Source organism: Silvania sp. (assembly GCF_051656365.1).
GTDB classification, from domain to species: Bacteria; Pseudomonadota; Gammaproteobacteria; order Enterobacterales; family Enterobacteriaceae; genus Enterobacter; species Enterobacter hatchlandensis.
Window position 1 is genome coordinate 77,528 of sequence record NZ_JBOGBT010000024.1, and the last position, 18,760, is coordinate 96,287.

General features: G+C 54.1%; 16 protein-coding genes. 14 read left to right on the forward strand and 2 right to left on the reverse strand.

Translation table 11 applies throughout. The annotated features are described in order from the left end of the window. Positions 1–169: 169 nt before the first annotated feature. The 11 genes from ACRDD5_RS04730 (at position 170) to ACRDD5_RS04780 (ending at position 12,872) form a co-directional block, all read left to right on the forward strand. Positions 170–1,867: an alpha-amylase family glycosyl hydrolase gene (locus tag ACRDD5_RS04730; protein WP_438676067.1), complete on the forward strand. Its 1,698-nt coding sequence runs from the start codon at positions 170–172 to the stop codon at positions 1,865–1,867. 15 nt (positions 1,868–1,882) lie between these two features. Then, a complete protein-coding gene (locus ACRDD5_RS04735) occupies positions 1,883–3,175 on the forward strand; it encodes an ABC transporter substrate-binding protein (RefSeq protein WP_438676068.1) in 1,293 nt (430 codons plus the stop codon). A 22-nt stretch (positions 3,176–3,197) separates the two neighbouring features. Next, positions 3,198–4,079 (forward strand): carbohydrate ABC transporter permease, encoded by an 882-nt coding sequence (locus tag ACRDD5_RS04740; protein WP_271284210.1) that lies wholly within the window; start codon positions 3,198–3,200, stop codon positions 4,077–4,079. Continuing rightward, on the forward strand, positions 4,066–4,908 hold the full coding sequence (locus ACRDD5_RS04745) for a carbohydrate ABC transporter permease (protein WP_438676069.1): 843 nt from the start codon (positions 4,066–4,068) through the stop codon (positions 4,906–4,908). The genes ACRDD5_RS04740 and ACRDD5_RS04745 overlap by 14 nt, the downstream gene beginning before the upstream one ends. A gap of 28 nt (positions 4,909–4,936) precedes the next feature. Further along, complete coding sequence (locus tag ACRDD5_RS04750) at positions 4,937–5,989, forward strand: zinc-dependent alcohol dehydrogenase (protein WP_438676070.1); 1,053 nt, start codon at positions 4,937–4,939, stop codon at positions 5,987–5,989. A gap of 17 nt (positions 5,990–6,006) precedes the next feature. Next, the gene (locus ACRDD5_RS04755; protein ID WP_271284213.1) at positions 6,007–6,795 is read left to right on the forward strand and encodes a sugar phosphate isomerase/epimerase family protein; all 789 of its coding nucleotides are present in this window, start codon (positions 6,007–6,009) and stop codon (positions 6,793–6,795) included. A gap of 11 nt (positions 6,796–6,806) precedes the next feature. After that, positions 6,807–7,865, forward strand: a complete 1,059-nt coding sequence (locus ACRDD5_RS04760; protein ID WP_271284214.1) for a Gfo/Idh/MocA family protein — start codon at positions 6,807–6,809, stop codon at positions 7,863–7,865. Continuing rightward, a complete protein-coding gene (locus tag ACRDD5_RS04765; protein WP_438676071.1) occupies positions 7,859–10,138 on the forward strand; it encodes a glycoside hydrolase family 65 protein in 2,280 nt (759 codons plus the stop codon). The genes ACRDD5_RS04760 and ACRDD5_RS04765 overlap by 7 nt, the downstream gene beginning before the upstream one ends. Next, entirely contained in the window at positions 10,128–10,805 is a 678-nt protein-coding gene (gene pgmB / locus ACRDD5_RS04770) for a beta-phosphoglucomutase (RefSeq protein ID WP_438676072.1), read from the forward strand. The genes ACRDD5_RS04765 and pgmB overlap by 11 nt, the downstream gene beginning before the upstream one ends. A 2-nt stretch (positions 10,806–10,807) precedes the next feature. Further along, complete coding sequence (locus ACRDD5_RS04775; RefSeq protein ID WP_438676073.1) at positions 10,808–11,890, forward strand: ABC transporter ATP-binding protein; 1,083 nt, start codon at positions 10,808–10,810, stop codon at positions 11,888–11,890. A 67-nt stretch (positions 11,891–11,957) separates the two neighbouring features. Continuing rightward, positions 11,958–12,872, forward strand: coding sequence for an OmpG family monomeric porin (locus ACRDD5_RS04780; RefSeq protein WP_438676074.1), 915 nt, complete (start codon positions 11,958–11,960; stop codon positions 12,870–12,872). Positions 12,873–12,905: 33 nt separating this feature from the next. On the opposite strand, the gene ACRDD5_RS04785 is transcribed toward ACRDD5_RS04780, so the two are convergent. Beyond that, complete coding sequence (locus ACRDD5_RS04785) at positions 12,906–13,916, reverse strand: LacI family DNA-binding transcriptional regulator (RefSeq protein ID WP_438676075.1); 1,011 nt, start codon at positions 13,914–13,916, stop codon at positions 12,906–12,908. 155 nt (positions 13,917–14,071) lie between these two features. Between ACRDD5_RS04785 and ACRDD5_RS04790 the strand changes: the two genes are divergently transcribed. The 3 genes from ACRDD5_RS04790 to tyrR all read left to right on the forward strand — a co-directional run bounded on the left by ACRDD5_RS04790 (position 14,072) and on the right by tyrR (position 18,184). Continuing rightward, positions 14,072–15,469 carry a YcjX family protein gene (locus ACRDD5_RS04790; protein ID WP_438676076.1) on the forward strand — a complete coding sequence of 466 codons (1,398 nt, stop codon included), beginning with the start codon at positions 14,072–14,074 and terminating at the stop codon, positions 15,467–15,469. Further along, entirely contained in the window at positions 15,466–16,515 is a 1,050-nt protein-coding gene (locus ACRDD5_RS04795) for a YcjF family protein (RefSeq protein WP_271284221.1), read from the forward strand. Before ACRDD5_RS04790 ends, ACRDD5_RS04795 begins: the two co-directional genes overlap by 4 nt. A gap of 127 nt (positions 16,516–16,642) precedes the next feature. Continuing rightward, the gene (gene tyrR / locus ACRDD5_RS04800; RefSeq protein WP_438676077.1) at positions 16,643–18,184 is read left to right on the forward strand and encodes a transcriptional regulator TyrR; all 1,542 of its coding nucleotides are present in this window, start codon (positions 16,643–16,645) and stop codon (positions 18,182–18,184) included. A 39-nt stretch (positions 18,185–18,223) separates the two neighbouring features. Here the strand turns inward: tyrR and tpx are convergent, their stop codons facing one another. Next, positions 18,224–18,730, reverse strand: a complete 507-nt coding sequence (gene tpx / locus ACRDD5_RS04805) for a thiol peroxidase (protein ID WP_271284223.1) — start codon at positions 18,728–18,730, stop codon at positions 18,224–18,226. Between the last annotated feature and the right edge of the window lie 30 nt (positions 18,731–18,760).

An 18,760-nucleotide genomic window follows, 5' to 3' on the forward strand; every position in this document is an offset into this window, starting at 1 on the left:
CCTTTTCTTTATCCGGAGAGGGCAGGCAACGTTTCACTACTTTTTTCATCTTTCTTTGCGGCAGTTCACAATAATGCGCTGAGCTGCTTTCTGAATCTCTTTTTCTCCTCTCTGGTCCGTTGACAGATATTTTTCATGGGAGTAGATTGCCCTCCGTGGGACCGCTACCATGGAAAATAATGTGAACGCTAAAATTAAAAGTTTAATACGTTTTGTTTACGGAGAGTCTTTTTCTGACGTGCATTGGAAGGTGCTGATTGAGAAAATTGACAACGCTGGGGCTGTAATTACTGAAAAGCGTAAAGCAGGATGGGATGAAAAAGATATTGTCCTGATTACCTATGCAGATCAGTTCTCGGGAAAAGGGGAGAAAGCACTGCCGGTATTTACCCGATTTTATAATGACTGGCTTTCTCACTCCTTTTCTCATGTTCATCTTTTGCCTTTTTATCCCTGGTCTTCTGATGATGGTTTTTCCGTTATTGATTATCACGCCGTCGCACCTGAAAGCGGGACGTGGAATGACATTGCTGACTTAAAAAAGTCAACCAATTTAATGTTTGATTTTGTTTGCAACCATATGTCGGCAAAAAGCCAGTGGTTTGCGCATTACCTTAATCAAACGCCTGGCTATGAAGACTTTTTTATTTCAGTCGATCCTCAAACCGACTTATCGGCAGTAACACGCCCGCGGGCATTGCCTCTTTTGACGCCTTTCACCCTACATGATGGAACCGTCCGGCATCTGTGGACCACCTTCAGCGAGGACCAGGTCGATCTCAATTTCGCCTCGCCTCAGGTGCTGATTGCGATGGTAGACGTGCTGCTTCATTATCTTGTTGAAGGGGCGAACTATATCCGCCTGGATGCCGTCGGATTTATGTGGAAGACTCCTGGAACCAGCTGCATTCATCTTGAGCAAACCCACCGCCTTATCCAGCTCTTTCGCGCCATTACGGATGTTGTGGCGCCGGGCACGGTGCTGATCACCGAGACAAACGTTCCGCATAAAGACAACATCTCTTACTTTGGCGATGGCGAAAATGAAGCGCAGATGGTGTATCAGTTCTCTCTGCCTCCGCTTGTGCTGCACGCCGTTCATTGTCAGGATGTCCAGGCGCTCTGTCGGTGGGCGGCGTCACTGACGCTACCTTCACAACAAACCACCTGGTTTAATTTTTTGGCGTCGCACGATGGTATCGGGCTCAATCCTTTACGCGGTATTTTACCCGAGTCAGAGATCCTCGCCCTGGTAGAAACACTGCAGAGCGAAGGCGCGCTGGTTAACTGGAAAAATAATCCTGATGGCACGCGAAGTCCATATGAAATAAATGTCGCCTACCTTGATGCATTAAGCCCGAAGGCGAGCGACGATAATCAGCGGATTGCCCGCTTTATCCTGGCACATGCCGTACTGTTGAGTTTCCCGGGCGTACCCGCCATCTATATCCAAAGTATTATTGGATCCCGTAATGATTATGCCGGGGTAGAGCGACTGGGATATAACCGTGCCATTAACCGGAAAAAATACAGCGCCGGTGAAATAGATTGCGAGCTCGAGGATAAGAGTAACCTTCGGCATAAAATTTATCATCGATTGAAAAGTTTAATTGCGGTGCGTCGGGCAGAAAAAGCGTTCCATCCAGACAGTCAGTCGATTTTTGAGACATCTGGGGAGCATGTTTTTAAGATTATTCGTACGGCAGATAATGGCGAGCGTATTACTGCATTGTTTAATTTCAGCGATCAAAATCTAAACATTCATTCAAGTATTGAAACCGGCAGGGAATTAATTACCGGAAGCGATATTAATGGTACGACTCTGACCCTTAATCCATGGCAGGTTATGTGGATTAAAGAAAACTAAAAAAGGACCTTAAAAATGAAAATGCCCCGGATAGTGCTGATGTCAGCACTGGTTTCGTGCGCCCTGTTATCAGGCTGCAAGCAAGACAAACAGTCTGCAGTCACCATTGAGTTTATGCACTCGTCAGTCGAACAGGAGCGTCAGGCGGTTATTACGAAACTGATTGAGAAATTCGAAAAAGAGAATCCCACCATCCGGGTGAAGCAGGTGCCGGTGGAAGAGGATGCCTACAACACCAAGGTGATTACCCTGGCCCGAACCGGGGCCCTGCCGGAAGTGATCGAAATCAGTCACGATTACGCCAAAGTCATGGATAAAGAGCAGTTGCTGGACCGTGCCGCTATTAGCGAAGCCATTAACGCCGTAGGTGAAAGCACTTTCTACGACGGGATCTTGCGCGTTGTTCGCACTGAAGATGGCAAAGCCTGGACGGGTGTGCCGATCAGCGCCTGGCTTTCCGGCGTCTGGTACCACAAAGACGTGCTTGCCGCCGCGGGTCTTGAGGAGCCGAAAAACTGGGAACAGTTGCTGAAAGCCAGCCAGACGTTTAACGACCCGGCCAACAAACATTACGGCATTGCCCTGCCTACCGCTGAAAGCGTGATGACTGAGCAAGCGTTCTCGCAGTTTGCCCTGTCGGGTGGCGCAAACGTGTTTGATGTTAAAGGCAATATCGAAATTAATACCCCTGAAATGGCAAAAGCGCTGGCGTTGTATAAACGTCTGGCGGCGACCACCATGCCGGGATCGAACGATGTTATGGAGATCAAGGACGCCTTTATGAACGGCTCTGCGCCAATGGCCGTTTACTCCACCTACATCCTGCCGGCCGTCTTCAAAGACGGAACTCCCGCCAATCTGGGATTTGTCGTCCCGACTGAAAAATCCTCAGCGGTCTACGGCATGGTCACGTCGCTGACCATCACTAGCGGGCAAACCGAAGAAGAAACCAAAGCGGCAGAGAAATTTGTCACCTGGATGGAGCAGGCTCAAAACGCTACCGACTGGGTAATGATGTCCCCGGGTGCCGCGCTGCCAGTGAACAAGCTGGTGGTCGGCACCGAAACCTGGAAAAACAACGAGGTGATCAAAGCCTTTGGACAGTTGCCTTATGAGCTGATCTCTCAGTTCCCGAATATCCAGGTATTTGGCGCCGTGGGCGACAAAAATTTCACCCGCATGGGCGACGTAACAGGTTCCGGCATCATCAGTTCCATGGTGCATAACGTGACGGTGGGGCAACAGGATCTCAGCGCAACGTTAAGCAACAGCCAGAAGCAACTGACTGACCTGATTTCACAACGATAGGAGCGCACTGCGCAAGGGAATTATGAAGACGTTGTTTTCTGGTCGTTCAGATATGCCTTTCGCCATGCTGCTGTTGGCCCCCAGCCTGATTTTGCTGGGGGGCCTGGTAGCCTGGCCGATGATTTCCAACATTGAAATCAGCTTTTTACGCTTGCCCTTAAACCCGCGAGTGAGTGCGGTGTTTGTCGGGCTGGATAACTACATCCGCATCCTGAGTGACGCAGCCTTCTGGCACTCCTTATGGATGACGTTCTGGTATACGGCGCTGGTAGTGCTGGGGAGTACCGGGTTGGGATTGGCCGTCGCCATCTTCTTTAACCGGGAGTTTCGCCTGCGTAAAACGGCGCGTTCTCTGGTGATCCTCTCCTATGTCACACCGTCGATCTCGCTGGTGTTTGCCTGGAAGTACATGTTCAACAACGGCTATGGAATTGTGAACTATCTGGGCGTGGATCTGCTGCATCTCTATGACCAGGCCCCGCTGTGGTTCGACAACCCTGGCAGCAGTTTTGTGCTGGTGGTGCTGTTCGCTATCTGGCGCTATTTCCCGTACGCGTTTATCTCGTTCCTGGCGATTTTGCAGACCATTGATAAGTCGCTGTACGAAGCGGCGGAAATGGACGGGGCGAACGCGTGGCAGCGTTTTCGCATCGTCACGCTGCCCGCGATTATGCCGGTGCTGGCAACGGTCATTACCTTGCGAACCATCTGGATGTTTTACATGTTTGCGGATGTGTATCTGCTGACCACCAAGGTCGATATTCTGGGCGTTTATCTCTACAAAACTGCCTTTGCATTCAACGATCTGGGTAAAGCCGCCGCCATCTCTGTGGTGCTGTTCGTGATCATTTTCGCCGTCATTCTGCTGACCAGAAAAAGGGTAAACCTCAATGGCAACAAATAAACGCGTACTGGGCCGTATTGGTTTTTATCTGGGGCTGGCGGTGTTTCTGATTATCACGCTTTTCCCGTTCTTTGTGATGCTGATGACCTCATTCAAGAGTGCGAAAGAGGCGATATCGCTGCATCCAACGATTCTGCCGCAGGACTGGACGCTGCAGCATTACATCGACATCTTTAATCCGTTGATCTTCCCGTTTGTGGATTATTTCCAGAACAGCATGGTGGTCTCGCTGACCTCGTCAATTATTGCCGTTTTCCTCGGCACGCTTGGGGCGTACGCCCTGTCCAAACTACGTTTCAAAGGGCGGGCGACCATTAATGCGAGCTTTTACACCGTCTACATGTTCTCCGGGATTTTGCTGGTGGTGCCGCTGTTCAAAATTATTACCGCGTTAGGTATCTATGACACCGAACTGGCGCTCATCATCACCATGGTGACTCAGACGTTGCCGACGGCGGTATTTATGCTGCGCAGCTATTTCGACACCATCCCGGATGAAATTGAAGAAGCCGCAATGATGGATGGCCTGAACCGGCTGCAAATCATCTTCCGCATCACCGTGCCGCTGGCCATTTCCGGGCTGGTGTCGGTCTTTGTCTACTGCTTCATGGTGGCGTGGAACGACTATCTTTTTGCCTCCATTTTCCTCTCCAGCGCCAGCAACTTCACGTTGCCGGTTGGGCTGAACACGCTCTTCAGTACGCCAGATTATATCTGGGGTCGGATGATGGCGGCATCGCTGGTGACGGCTCTGCCGGTGGTCATCATGTACGCGCTGTCTGAACGTTTTATTAAAAGTGGTTTGACCGCCGGTGGCGTTAAGGGCTGAGGCGGCCGATTTTAACAAGGAGTCAGTCATGAAGAAGTTAGTTGCGACAGCGCCTCGCGTAGCGGCGCTGGTGGAATATGAAGATCGTCCGGTTGCCGTTCACGAAGTGAAAATTCGCGCCCGTTTTGGTGCGCCAAAACACGGCACCGAAGTGGTGGATTTTCGCGCGGCAAGTCCCTTTATCGATGAAGAGTTTAACGCGGAGTGGCAGATGTTTACCCCGCGTGAAGAGGGGGCAGCTCGCGGGATCGAATTCGGTAAGTTCCAGCTGGGCAATATGATCGTGGGCGACATCGTCGAATGCGGTGCCGATGTGACGGAATACCGGATCGGTGACAGCGTCTGCTGCTACGGGCCCCTTCAGGAGACGGTGATCGTGAATGCCGTCAACAACTACAAACTGCGCAAAATGCCGCAGGGCGCCTCGTGGAAAAATGCCGTCTGCTATGACCCGGCGCAGTTCGCCATGAGTGGCGTGCGCGATGCCAACGTGCGGGTAGGGGATTTCGTCGTCGTTGTTGGTCTGGGGGCCATCGGGCAGATAGCCATTCAACTGGCGAAAAAAGCCGGGGCTTCCGTGGTCATTGGGGTCGATCCTATCGCTCACCGCTGCGATATTGCCCGCCGTCACGGGGCGGATTACTGTCTGAACCCGATGGGTACCGATGTCGGTCTGGAAATCAAAAAACTCACCGGTAAACAGGGTGCCGACGTGATTATTGAAACCAGCGGCTTTGCCGATGCGCTGCAGTCTGCGCTGCGCGGTCTTGCCTATGGTGGCACCATCTCCTATGTTGCCTTTGCAAAACCGTTCGCAGAGGGATTCAACCTCGGTCGCGAAGCGCATTTCAATAATGCGAAGATTGTCTTCTCCCGCGCCAGCAGTGAACCTAATCCGGATTACCCACGCTGGGACCGCAAGCGTATCGAAGAGACCTGCTGGGAACTGCTGATGAACGGTTATCTCAACTGCGAGGATCTGATCGACCCGGTGGTGACGTTTACCACCAGCGCAGAGAACTATATGCAGTATGTCGATCGGCACCCGGAACTGAGCATCAAAATGGGCATCACTTTCTAAGCTAAGGAGAGCAGACAATGAAAATCGCAACGCAAAACCAGGCTTTTTTCCCGACCACCATCCTCGAAAAATTCCAGTACATCAAAGCGATGGGATTTGATGGCTATGAGATTGACGGCAAACTGCTGGTGGAAAATCTGGACGAGGTAAAAGCCGCTATCAAAGCCACCGGCTTACCCGTCACCACCGCATGCGGCGGCTACGACGGCTGGATAGGTGACTTTATCGAAGAGCGTCGCCTGAACGGGTTACAGCAGATTGAACGTATCCTTGAAGCGCTCGCCGAAGTGGGCGGGAAGGGGATTATCGTTCCGGCTGCCTGGGGGATGTTTACCTTCCGCCTGCCGCCAATGACCTCTCCGCGCAGTCTCGAAGGCGATCGCAAAGCGGTAAGCGCTTCGCTGCGCTGGCTGGATGAAGTGGCGGCGCGCACCGGAACCACCGTCTACCTGGAGCCGCTGAACCGCTATCAGGACCATATGATCAACACCCTGGCCGATGCCCGTCGCTATATCGAAGAGAACGCCCTGAAACAGGTGCAAATCATCGGCGATTTCTATCATATGAACATTGAAGAAGATTCGATAACCGACGCGCTGCACCACAACCGGGATCTGCTGGGGCACGTGCATATCGCCGATAACCATCGCTATCAGCCGGGAAGTGGCAGCCTCGACTTTGCCACCCTGTTCGATCGGCTGCGTGCCGACAATTATCAGGGCTATGTGGTTTACGAGTGTCGTGTTCGTGCCGACGATCCTGCGCAGGCTTATCAGGACTCCCTCACTTATTTGCGTGAATGCTAAGGATGACAAGCGTGATGAGTGCTTCAACACTTTTGCCTCTGCGCGTCGCCATCATTGGTGCCGGGCAGGTTGCAGACAAAGTGCATGCCTCGTACTACGCCACGCGCAGTGATGTTCGGATGGTGGCTGTCATGGACAGCCGCCTGGAACAGGCTCAGGCGTTTGCGGAACGTCATGCTATTCCTTCTGCATGGCAGGACGCGCACGAGATGCTGCAGGCAGTAAAACCGGATGTGGTGAGCGTCTGTTCGCCTAACCGCTTTCATTTTGAACATGTTATGGCGGCGCTGGAGTCAGGGTGTCATGTGATGTGTGAAAAACCCCCCGCCATGACGCCACAACAGGCCGATGAAATGCGCGTCGCGGCCCGTAGGGCGGGAAAAGTGCTGGCGTATGATTTTCATCATCGTTTTGCACTTGATACGCAACTGCTGCGTGAAGCCGTGCTGAACGGGACATTCGGTGAAATTTACTTCACCACGGCGCAGGCCCTGCGTCGCTGCGGGGTGCCTGGCTGGGGCGTCTTTACCAATAAATCGCTGCAGGGTGGCGGACCTTTGATTGATATCGGCATTCATATGCTGGATGCCGCGATGTATGTGCTGGGCTTCCCGGCAGTAAAACGGGTGACGGCACACAGTTTCCAGAAGCTGGGAAACCGTAAAAACAGCGGTCAGTTCGGCGAGTGGGATCCCGCTCAGTTCACCGTGGAAGATGCCCTGTTTGGCACCATTGAATTCTGCAATGGCGGCGTGCTGCGTCTGGACACGTCGTTTGCGCTTAATATCCGTGAGCAGTCCATTATGAATGTCGCATTCTGCGGTGAAAAGGCCGGGGCAACGCTGTTCCCGGCGCATATCTACAACGATGAAGGCGGGATTTTACAGACGCTTAGCCAGCGTGAAGAGGCTGACGATCAGCGTCATTTACGCAGCATGGAGGCCTTTGTTCGACACGTGATGGGGGAACCCGTGATGATCGCCGATGCAGAGCAGGGGCTGGTCATCCAGCAATTAGTCGCTGCGCTGTATGAAGCAGCCGAAAAAGGGGAAAGTGTGACGTTATGCTGAACCTGTCTGTATTAACCGATCCGGACTTTTGCCCGCACAGCCTGAATAAATACGCCTCCATTATGGCCTGCGGTAACGGCTTTATGGGCATTCGCGCCACCCATGAAGAAGATTACACTCAGCAAACCCGAGGAATGTACCTTGCTGGTCTGTATCATCGCGCGGGCCATAACGAATCAAGCGAGCTGGTCAATCTTCCGGACATTACCGGCATTGATGTTGAACTGGATGGCGAGAATTTTACCCTGCTGTCAGGGGAGATCCTGAGCTGGCATCGCGAGCTGGCCTTTGCTAATGGCGAGCTACGTCGCAGCGTCGTCTGGCGCTCATCTCAAGGGAGACGCTATCGTCTCGAAAGCCGTCGTTTTGTGTCGCTGGATCAACTCCCGTTAGCGGCTATGCAACTCTCGATCACGCCACTGGATGCCTCCTCGCAGGTTGTTTTAAAAACCGGCATCGATGCGACCCAGACTAACAGCGGCAGGCAGCATCTGGATGAGATCTCGGTCAGGGTGTTTGACCCGCATTATCTGCAGGGGGTGTATGAAACCCAGGATCGCGCTGCTGATGTGGTGATCTCTGCCTGTTGTCGCCTTTCAATGGACAGCGACAGTTGCTTTACCGCTAAAAATCGCTCCATCACCGTTCACCATGCGCTGAATGTCACGCAGGGGGAGACGGTCACCCTGGAGAAACTGGTGTGGCTCACTCACCGCAGAGACAGAGCGCTGTCTATGGAGACCTTCGCGCGTAACGCTCTCACCGAACTCCAGGCCTGTGCGGCACACGGATACGCCGCCTTGCTGGCGCGTTCTGCCTGTGCCTGGGATAAGGTCTGGCACGATAGTCGGGTAGCGGTGTCGTCCACGGAAGAAAGGGATCAGATGGCGTTGGACTATGCCGTCTGGCATTTAACCGCCATGACGCCAGCCCATGACGAGCGAAGCAGTATCGCGGCTAAAGGGCTCACTGGAGAGGGGTATAAAGGGCACATCTTCTGGGATACAGAAATATTCCTGCTGCCTTTCCATCTTTTCACTCGCCCTCAGACAGCGCGCAGTCTACTGCGCTATCGTTGGTTAAACCTGCCGGGAGCACGTGAAAAAGCCCGCAGAAACGGTTGGCCTGGTGCACTTTTCCCGTGGGAGAGTGCGGCAAGCGGGCAGGAAGAGACGCCGGAGTTCGCGGCAATCAATATCCGCACCGGTGTACGCCAGAAGGTGGCATCCGCCCTGGCTGAGCACCACATTGTGGCGGATATCGCCTGGGCCGTCGTCGCTTACTGGCAGGCGACACATGATGACGCCTTCATGCGCAATGAAGGTCTGACGCTGCTGATGGAGACAGCACTGTTCTGGATGGGGCGCGCCACGAAAGTCAACGGGCGTCTGGAAATCCATGACGTGATTGGTCCGGATGAATACACGGAGCACGTCAATAACAACGCTTATACCAACTATCTGGCCTGGCAAAACGTCGCCAGTGCCCGCCAGTTCATGTCGATGTTCGGGCGGGAGGATGCGCACTTTACGGAAAACGCTAATCGCTTCCTGACTCATTTATGGCTGCCGGCGGCGAATGCCGAGGGTGTACTGCCTCAGGATGATAGCTTCATGGCGAAACCGGCTATCGATCTGAGTCGTTATAAAGAGAAAGCGGGTAAACAGACCATCCTGCTGGATTACTCCCGCGCAGAAGTGAACGAGATGCAGATCCTCAAGCAGGCGGATGTGGTGATGCTCAACTACCTGCTGCCGGAACGATTTACACCTCAGCAATGTGTCGCCAATCTGGCGTACTACGAGCCACGCACCATCCATGACTCTTCATTGAGCAAAGCCATTCACGGGATTGTTTTCGCGCGTTGCGGCGATACTGAGCGGGCATACGCCTTCTGGCGGGACGGCATCGCCATCGATCTGGGCAGCGATCCGCACAGCAGTGATGAGGGGATCCATGCTGCCGCGACAGGGGCTATATGGTCGGGGGTGATTCAGGGATTTGCGGGTGTACAGATTGTGGCCGGGGAACTGCATCTGGCGCCGAAACTTCCTGCCCACTGGCGAAAACTCACCTTCCCGTTGCGCTGGCGGAACGCAAGCATGCGCTTCACCTTTGAAAATGAAGTTATAACCATCGAGACCTCAATGCCTGTCACTCTGACGCTGTGGGGCAAAATCCTCAGTGCAGCGGGGCGGCAAAACTTTGCTTACAAGGATTTTATGACGTCCGTTTCTGGGACCGCTACCACAGAGAGGGGCCATGATGCTTAAGGCTGTTGTATTTGACCTTGATGGCGTGATTACCGACACCGCGCATCTCCATTTTCTGGCCTGGCGTGCCGTGGCGCAGGAGATTGGCATCGCCATTGACGAAACCTTCAACGAAGAACTTAAGGGGATAAGCCGCATGGACTCCCTGATGCGGATCCTGCGTCACGGTGGGAAGGAGAAGGCGTTTGACCACCCGCAGCGCCTGGCGCTGGCGAGCAAAAAAAATGCGCTCTATGTGCGGTCTCTGGCCTCGCTGACCCACGAATCACTGCTTCCCGGCATCCCCGAGGTGTTAGCTGAGATCCGCGCCGCGAACGTCAGAACAGGGCTTGCCTCTGTCTCACTGAATGCCCCGGGAATCTTACGCGCGCTGGGGATACAGCAGGCGTTTGATTTTTGCGCCGATGCCTCCCGCATTGCCTGTTCAAAACCGGATCCGGAGATCTTCCTTACGGCCTGTGCAGGGCTGAATGTTCGTCCTCAGGAGGCTATCGGCATTGAAGATGCCGCGGCTGGCGTCGAGGCAATTAACGCAGCGGGGATGCAGTCGGTGGGAATTGGACCTGGGCTGGACCATGCGGGGCTACAACTTCGTTCAACGCGGGAACTGTCCTGGAAATGTCTGACCGATTTCTGGGCCTCCCGGACGGTATTGATAAGGAACTAATAATGGCTCAACTGTCTCTGAAACATATCCAGAAAATCTATGATAACCATGTCCACGTGGTGAAGGATTTCAACCTCGAAATAGAGGATAAAGAGTTTATTGTCTTCGTCGGTCCCTCTGGATGCGGTAAATCGACGACCCTGCGTATGATTGCCGGGCTGGAGGAGATCAGTGCAGGTGAACTGGTGATCGATGGGGTCTGCATGAATGATGTCCCGGCCAAATCCCGGGATATCGCCATGGTTTTCCAGAACTACGCGCTCTACCCGCACATGACGGTCTACGACAACATGGCGTTTGGCCTGAAGATGCAAAAAATTGCGCCAGCAATCATTGAAGAGCGGGTGAACTGGGCGGCGCAAATTCTGGGTCTGCGCGATTACCTTAAGCGCAAACCTGGTGCCCTGTCCGGCGGCCAGCGCCAGCGCGTGGCATTAGGCAGGGCAATCGTGCGCGAAGCCGGGGTATTCCTGATGGATGAACCGCTCTCGAACCTCGACGCCAAGCTCCGGGTGCAGATGCGCGCTGAAATCAGCAAGCTGCACCAGAAGCTTAACACTACCATGATCTACGTGACCCACGATCAGACGGAAGCCATGACCATGGCGACCCGGATTGTGATCCTTAAAGACGGCATCATTCAGCAGGTGGGGGCACCAAAACAGGTGTATAACCAGCCTGCAAATATTTTTGTCGCGGGCTTCATCGGCTCTCCGGCGATGAATTTCATCCGCGGCGCGATAGACGATCGCTATTTCGTCACCGAAACACTGCGGCTTGAGATCCCTGAAGACAAACTCAACGCGCTGAATAGCCAGGGGTACCAGCGTAAAGCCGTGGTATTCGGCATCCGTCCGGAAGATATTGTTACGCCACAGGGCGAGGGTGAAAGCATTACCGCGAAAGTCAGCGTCGCGGAGCTGACAGGCGCCGAATTTATGCTCTACGCCAGCGTTGGGGGGCATGAACTGGTCGTTCGAGCTGGCGCATCAAATGACTATGCAGCAGGGGATAATATCGACATCCGCTTCGATATGAATAAGTGCCATTTCTTCGACGCGGAAACGGAAATGGCAATCCAATAATAAGTTCGTTCGCCGGGAATACCCATTCCCGGCTTTTGTGTTTGTTAATTATATAGGGAATATTTTAATGAGTACTCTACTAAAAAGCGCTGCGCTTGTTCTGTGCGCAGGGGTTAGCTGCGCGCAGGCAACGGAAACCGCAAAACACTGGGATTTTAATATTGGTGCTATGTATGAAATTGAAAATGTCGAAGGTCAGGGTGACGATAAAGATGGGTTATATGAACCCTCCGTGTGGTTTAATGCCACATGGGATGCCTGGACAATTGCCATGGCGATGTATCAGGAAGGGCCGGTTGACTATAGCAGCATGACCCGTGGCACCTATTTCGATCGTCCAGAATTTGAATTGCGTTATCGCATTATCGGTACCGATGACTTTGTTCTTGGCCTGACCGGCGGCTTCCGTAATTACAGTTATCATTTTAAAGATGAACAGGGTGCTAAAGACGGAACTGCAAATATGCAGCGCTACAAAATTCAGCCGGACTGGGATCTGAAACTGACCAACGACTGGCGCTTTAGCGGCTGGTTTGCCATGTATCAGTTTGCCAATGACCTGGAAGAAACCGGCTATTCTGACAGTCGGGTCGAAACTGAAACCGGCTTTACCTGGACTATCAACGAAACGATTTCGGCCAAAATTAACTACTATTTAGAGCGTGGCTTTAATATGGATAGTTCGCGCAATAATGGCGAATTTTCCACGCAGGAAATCCGCGCCTATCTGCCGGTTTCGTTAGGCAGCACCACGCTGACGCCTTATACTCGCCTCGGTCTTGATCGCTGGTCAAACTGGGACTGGCAAGACGATCCTGACCGAGAGGGGCATGACTTTAACCGACTTGGCCTGCTCTATGCCTATGATTTCAGCAATGGTTTATCGATGACCCTGGAATATGCCTATGAATGGGAACACCATGATGAAGGTGAAAGCGATCGCTTCCACTATGCAGGTATCGGGGTAAATTACGCGTTCTGACCGGTTGCACACCAGGGGTTATCGCCCCTGGTGTTAGCGCAGAGACTCAGCACAGGAAAAATGGGTGTCCACCAGCACCTTTCGCGGCGCGGGTTGACCCGCGATACGTCTGAACAGAAGCTCGCAACTCTCTTCACCCAGTTTGCGCGTCGGGATATCAAAGCCAGCGGGCACGGGGGTCAAAATGAGCGACAGCATTGGGTCACTGTAACCCGCCACTGCAACCTGCTCAGGGATCTTAATATTTAACGCATCCGCTGCACGATAGAGGCTAAGCAGCTTCATGCTGTCGGTGGCAAATACCGCATTCGGCGGGATGGGCGAGGACAACAATTGAATGGCCGCCGCGAGCGCACTTTCATGGGTATAACCGCCGTCGATGACCCACTCAGGCTTAATAGTGACCTGATGTTTTTCAAGGCTGGCCTTATAACCTGCAAGACGATCGATCGAAACGTGATAATCGAGGGGGGCATGCAGGCAGGCAATATCATGACGACCCTGTTTAATAAAAGTCTCTGTCAGTGTGGCGCTGTCATGAAAATTATCGGTGTCTACAGAGTAAATGTTCTCAAAATTACCTTCTACTTTACCGATCACAACCACTGGAATACCGTAGGCATCGAGTCTGGAGAAAAAGGACTCATTTGCCGGTGAACTCAGCATGATGATCCCTTTAATCATTTTCTGTTTTATTTTGTTTTCACATTTCAGCAGGTCATCTTCACTGCTTTTTGATGTCTGCAAAATAACGTCAAAACCTTCCTGCTCCGCTTTCGCAGTAATGGCATGCAGCACATCAGAGAAAAAAGGATTGCCGACTGTAGTTTTGGTAGAACGGGTTGAAATAACCATTATGGCATCAAAGCCGGAAGAGGTCAGGGCGCGGGCGAGTTTATTGGGTTCATAATTTAATTCTGCAATTGCCTTGAGCACCTTCTCGCGCGCTTCGGGTGAAATATTTGTTTGCTTATTCAAAACTCTGGACACGGTTGATTTCGAAACGCCTGCAACTCGCGCAATATCATAAATGGTGGGTGACATACACCTTACTCGCTCCTGAAAGACAGCAATTTGGCTCATCTTACTGGAGAGAAAACGGCAATAGCAATAATTATGAATTGATAATCAACGATCTGCCCCCATTTATTGTATTCTGAAGCAAGTGATTTCAGAGTTCCACGCAATGAAGGACGGCGATGAAGCGACTTAAAAATGAACTTAATTCTCTGGTTAATCGCGGGGTTGACCGTCATTTGCGCCTGGCAGTTACCGGACTGAGCCGCAGCGGCAAAACCGCCTTTATTACGGCGATGGTTAATCAGCTGTTGAACCTGCATACGGGGGCGCGCTTGCCGCTATTAAGCGCGGTGCGTGAAGAGCGCCTGCTTGGCGTTAAACGCGTGCCACAGCGCGATTTTGGCATTCCGCGCTTTACCTATGATGAAGGGCTCGCCCAGCTGTATGGCGCGCCGCCCAGCTGGCCAACGCCGACCCGCGGGGTGAGTGAAATCCGTCTGGCGCTGCGATACCGCTCGAACGACTCACTGATGCGCCACTTTCGCGATACCTCTACTTTGTATCTGGAGATCGTCGATTATCCCGGCGAATGGCTGCTCGACCTGCCGATGCTGGCCCAGGATTATTTAAGCTGGTCCCGACAGATGACCGGTTTGCTGCACGGACAGCGGGCGGAGTGGTCGGCCAAATGGCGTGCGCTGTGCGCCGGGCTGGATCCGCTGGCGCCGGCCGACGAAAACCGGCTGGCGGCCATCGCCGATGCCTGGACCGAGTATTTGCACACCTGTAAACACCATGGCCTGCACTTTATCCAGCCGGGCCGTTTTGTGCTACCCGGCGATATGGCAGGTGCTCCGGCGCTACAATTTTTCCCGTGGCCGGATGTGGATGGCGTGGGCGAGTCGAAGCTGGCGCAGGCGGATAAGCACACTAATGCGGGCATGCTGCGCGAGCGTTTTAACTACTACTGCGAGAAAGTGGTGAAGGGCTTTTATAAAAACCACTTCCTGCGCTTCGATCGCCAGATTGTGCTGGTGGACTGTCTGCAGCCGCTTAACGGCGGGCCTCAGGCGTTTAACGACATGCGCCTGGCACTCACCCAACTGATGCAGAGCTTCCATTACGGGCAGCGGACGCTGTTCCGGCGTTTGTTCTCTCCGGTTATCGACAAGCTGCTGTTTGCCGCCACCAAGGCTGACCACGTCACGGTCGATCAGCACGCCAATATGGTTTCTTTGCTGCAACAGCTGGTGCAGGATGCCTGGCAAAACGCCGCCTTTGAAGGCATCAGCATGGACTGCCTGGGGCTTGCCTCAGTGCAGGCTACCCAGAGCGGGCTGATCGACGTCAACGGCGAAAAGATCCCGGCGCTGCGCGGCAACCGTCTGAGTGACGGCGAGCCGCTGACGGTCTATCCGGGAGAAGTGCCCGCCCGGCTGCCGGGCCAGGCGTTCTGGCAAAATCAGGGCTTCCAGTTCGAGGCTTTCCGCCCGCAGATGATGAATGTTGACCAGCCGCTGCCGCATATTCGCCTCGATGCCGCGCTGGAGTTTTTAATTGGAGATAAGTTGCGATGACCGAACCGTTGAAACCGCGCATCGATTTTACCGGCACGCTGGAGCAGGAAAATCGCGAAGCCTTTAAAACCGCGCAAATCTTTGCTGACGCCGAGGCCGAGCATTTTGCCCCGGCGGTCACGGAGATGTTGCCCGCAGAAGAGGGGCAGGCCGAGGCGGTGGTGGACGCCGCGCTGCGCCCAAAACGCAGCCTGTGGCGAAAAATGGTCACCGCAGGGCTGTTACTGTCTGGCGTGACGGTTGTCGGCCAGGGCGTGCAGTGGGCGATGAACGCCTGGCAAACTCAGGACTGGGTGGCGCTGGGCGGCTGTGCAGCCGGGGCATTGATCGTTGGCGCAGGCGTTGGCTCGATTGCCAGCGAATGGCGACGCCTGTGGCGACTGCGCCAGCGGGCCCATGAGCGCGACGAAGCCCGGGATCTGCTCCACAGCCACGGCACCGGTAAAGGACGCGCGTTTTGCGAAAAACTGGCAAAGCAGGCCGGGCTCGATCAATCGCATCCGGCCCTGCAGCGCTGGTATGCCGCGATCCACGAAACGCAAAACGACCGGGAAGTCGTGTCCCTGTATATCCATCTGGTGCAGCCGGTGCTGGATGCCCAGGCCCGGCGCGAGATCAGCCGCTCGGCCGCCGAATCCACCTTGATGATCGCCGTCAGCCCACTGGCGCTGGTGGATATGGCCTTTATCGCGTGGCGCAACTTGCGCCTGATTAACCGCATTGCCACCCTGTATGGCATCGAACTGGGCTATTACAGTCGCCTGCGTCTGTTCCGCCTGGTGCTGCTGAATATCGCCTTCGCGGGGGCCAGCGAGCTGGTGCGTGAAGTGGGGATGGACTGGATGTCGCAGGATCTGGCCGCCAGGCTTTCGGCGCGCGCGGCGCAGGGTATTGGTGCCGGGCTGCTGACGGCCCGACTAGGGATTAAAGCGATGGAGCTGTGCCGTCCACTGCCGTGGACAGAGGACGATAAACCGCGTCTGGGCGATTTTCGTCGTGAATTAATCGGTCAGCTAAAAGAAACCCTGACTAAAAAACCGCAGTAACCTTAATGCCGCGCACAAAACTCCGCCACTAAACGCTCAGGCTGTCAATATTTGTTGACAGCCGTCTTCCCGATTGCCGATATCTGGCTTATCATTTCAGTGTTACCGCCTATAGAGTGATTTTCCCATGCGTCTGGAAGTGTTTTGTAAGGACCGTCTCGGCCTGACTCGCGAGTTACTCGATCTCCTTGTTTTGCGTAGCATTGATCTGCGCGGCATCGAGATTGACCCAATCGGGAAGATTTATCTGAACTTTGCTGAAATTGCCTTCGATACATTCAGCAGTTTAATGGCTGAAATCCGCCGTATCGCTGGCGTTACGGATGTTCGCACCGTGCCCTGGATGCCCTCCGAACGCGAGCATCTGGCCCTGAGCGCGCTGCTCGAAGCGATGCCGGAACCCTTTTTGTCCCTTGATCTGAAAGGCAAAATTGAACGCGCCAACCTGGCGAGCTGCCAGCTGTTTGCCCAGGAGCAGGACAAACTGAGCAGCCACAATGCCGCCCAGCTGATCCCCGGCTTCAATTTCCAGCGCTGGCTGGAGAGCAACCCGCAGTCAACGCACAGCGAACACGTGGTCATCAACGGACAGAACTTCCTGATGGAGATCACGCCGGTCTACCTGCAGGGCGAAAACAACCTCAGCACCCTGACCGGGTCAGTTATCATGCTGCGCTCCACGGTGCGAATGGGGCGTCAGTTGCAAAACCTGGCGAGCCAGGATGTCAGCGCCTTTAGCCAGATTGTGGCGGTGAGTCCGAAAATGCGTCATGTGGTCGATCAGGCGCGCAAGCTGGCGAATCTGGCGGCACCTTTGCTTATCACCGGCGACACCGGAACGGGCAAAGATCTGCTGGCCCATGCGGTCCATCAGGCCGGTCCGCGTGCGGCCAAACCGTATCTGGCGTTAAACTGCGCCTCGATTCCGGAAGATGCGGTGGAAAGCGAGCTATTCGGCCACGCGCCGGAGGGCAAAAAAGGCTTCTTCGAGCAGGCCAACGGGGGCTCGGTGCTGCTGGACGAGATCGGTGAAATGTCACCGCGGATGCAGGCCAAGCTGCTGCGCTTCCTCAACGACGGCACCTTCCGCCGGGTCGGGGAAGATCATGAGGTGCATGTGGATGTGCGCGTGATCTGCGCCACCCAGAAGAATCTGGTCGAGCTGGTGCAAAAGGGCGTCTTCCGGGAAGATCTCTACTATCGTCTGAACGTGTTGACCCTGAATATTCCGCCGCTGCGCGACTGTCCGCAGGACATCATGCCGCTGACCGAACTGTTTGTGGCGCGCTTTGCCGACGAGCAGGGGATCCCGCGACCGAAGTTCTCTGCCGATCTTAATAACGTGCTCACCCGCTACGGCTGGCCGGGAAATATCCGTCAGTTGAAGAATGCAATTTATCGCGCCTTGACCCAGCTGGAAGGCTACGAACTGCGACCGCAGGACATTCTGCTGCCGGATTACGATGCCGGATCGGTGGCGGTAGGCGAAGAGGCGATGGAAGGGTCGCTGGATGATATTACCAGCCGCTTTGAACGTTCGGTGCTGACGCAGCTGTATCGTAACTATCCGAGCACGCGTAAGCTGGCGAAACGGCTTGGGGTTTCACACACCGCGATTGCCAATAAGCTGCGCGAGTATGGTCTGAGCCAGAAGAAGGGCGAGGAGTAAAAACAAGAAAGCCTCCGTCAGGAGGCTTTCTTTATGCACTTACGCTTTCAGTGCTTCCAGCGCGGCAGTGTAGTCTGGCTCGGTGGTGATTTCATTCACCAGGTGGCTGAAGACGACGGTGTCGTTTTCGTCAACCACGACCACGGCACGGGCAGCCAGGCCTTTCAGGGCGCCTTCAGCGATGCCGACGCCATAGTCCTGCAGGAACTCAGGGCTACGCAGGGTGGACAGGGTGATAACGTTGCTCAGGCCTTCTGCACCGCAGAAGCGGGACTGAGCGAACGGCAGGTCGGCAGAGATGCACAGCACAACAGTGTTGTCCATTTCAGTCGCCAGCTGGTTGAATTTACGCACGGAAGCGGCACACACGCCGGTATCGATGCTTGGGAAAATGTTCAGCACTTTACGTTTGCCGGCAAACTGGCTCAGCACGACGTCAGACAGATCTTTTGCTACGAGAGTAAAAGCCTGCGCTTTGCTACCAGCCTGAGGAATGGATCCTGCAACTGAAACCGGGTTGCCCTGGAAATGAACGAGTTGTGACATAGATATCTTCCTGTTTACATATAGTTAACG

Coding starts and splice junctions, on each gene's coding strand:
- pgmB (WP_438676072.1), top strand. CDS start 10,128: ATGATGCTTAAGGCTGTTGTATTTGACCTTGATGGCGTGATTACCGAC.
- tpx (WP_271284223.1), bottom strand. CDS start 18,730: ATGTCACAACTCGTTCATTTCCAGGGCAACCCGGTTTCAGTTGCAGGA.
- ACRDD5_RS04785 (WP_438676075.1), bottom strand. CDS start 13,916: ATGTCACCCACCATTTATGATATTGCGCGAGTTGCAGGCGTTTCGAAA.
- ACRDD5_RS04745 (WP_438676069.1), top strand. CDS start 4,066: ATGGCAACAAATAAACGCGTACTGGGCCGTATTGGTTTTTATCTGGGG.
- tyrR (WP_438676077.1), top strand. CDS start 16,643: ATGCGTCTGGAAGTGTTTTGTAAGGACCGTCTCGGCCTGACTCGCGAG.
- ACRDD5_RS04755 (WP_271284213.1), top strand. CDS start 6,007: ATGAAAATCGCAACGCAAAACCAGGCTTTTTTCCCGACCACCATCCTC.
- ACRDD5_RS04795 (WP_271284221.1), top strand. CDS start 15,466: ATGACCGAACCGTTGAAACCGCGCATCGATTTTACCGGCACGCTGGAG.
- ACRDD5_RS04780 (WP_438676074.1), top strand. CDS start 11,958: ATGAGTACTCTACTAAAAAGCGCTGCGCTTGTTCTGTGCGCAGGGGTT.
- ACRDD5_RS04775 (WP_438676073.1), top strand. CDS start 10,808: ATGGCTCAACTGTCTCTGAAACATATCCAGAAAATCTATGATAACCAT.
- ACRDD5_RS04740 (WP_271284210.1), top strand. CDS start 3,198: ATGAAGACGTTGTTTTCTGGTCGTTCAGATATGCCTTTCGCCATGCTG.
- ACRDD5_RS04735 (WP_438676068.1), top strand. CDS start 1,883: ATGAAAATGCCCCGGATAGTGCTGATGTCAGCACTGGTTTCGTGCGCC.
- ACRDD5_RS04790 (WP_438676076.1), top strand. CDS start 14,072: ATGAAGCGACTTAAAAATGAACTTAATTCTCTGGTTAATCGCGGGGTT.
- ACRDD5_RS04730 (WP_438676067.1), top strand. CDS start 170: ATGGAAAATAATGTGAACGCTAAAATTAAAAGTTTAATACGTTTTGTT.
- ACRDD5_RS04765 (WP_438676071.1), top strand. CDS start 7,859: ATGCTGAACCTGTCTGTATTAACCGATCCGGACTTTTGCCCGCACAGC.
- ACRDD5_RS04750 (WP_438676070.1), top strand. CDS start 4,937: ATGAAGAAGTTAGTTGCGACAGCGCCTCGCGTAGCGGCGCTGGTGGAA.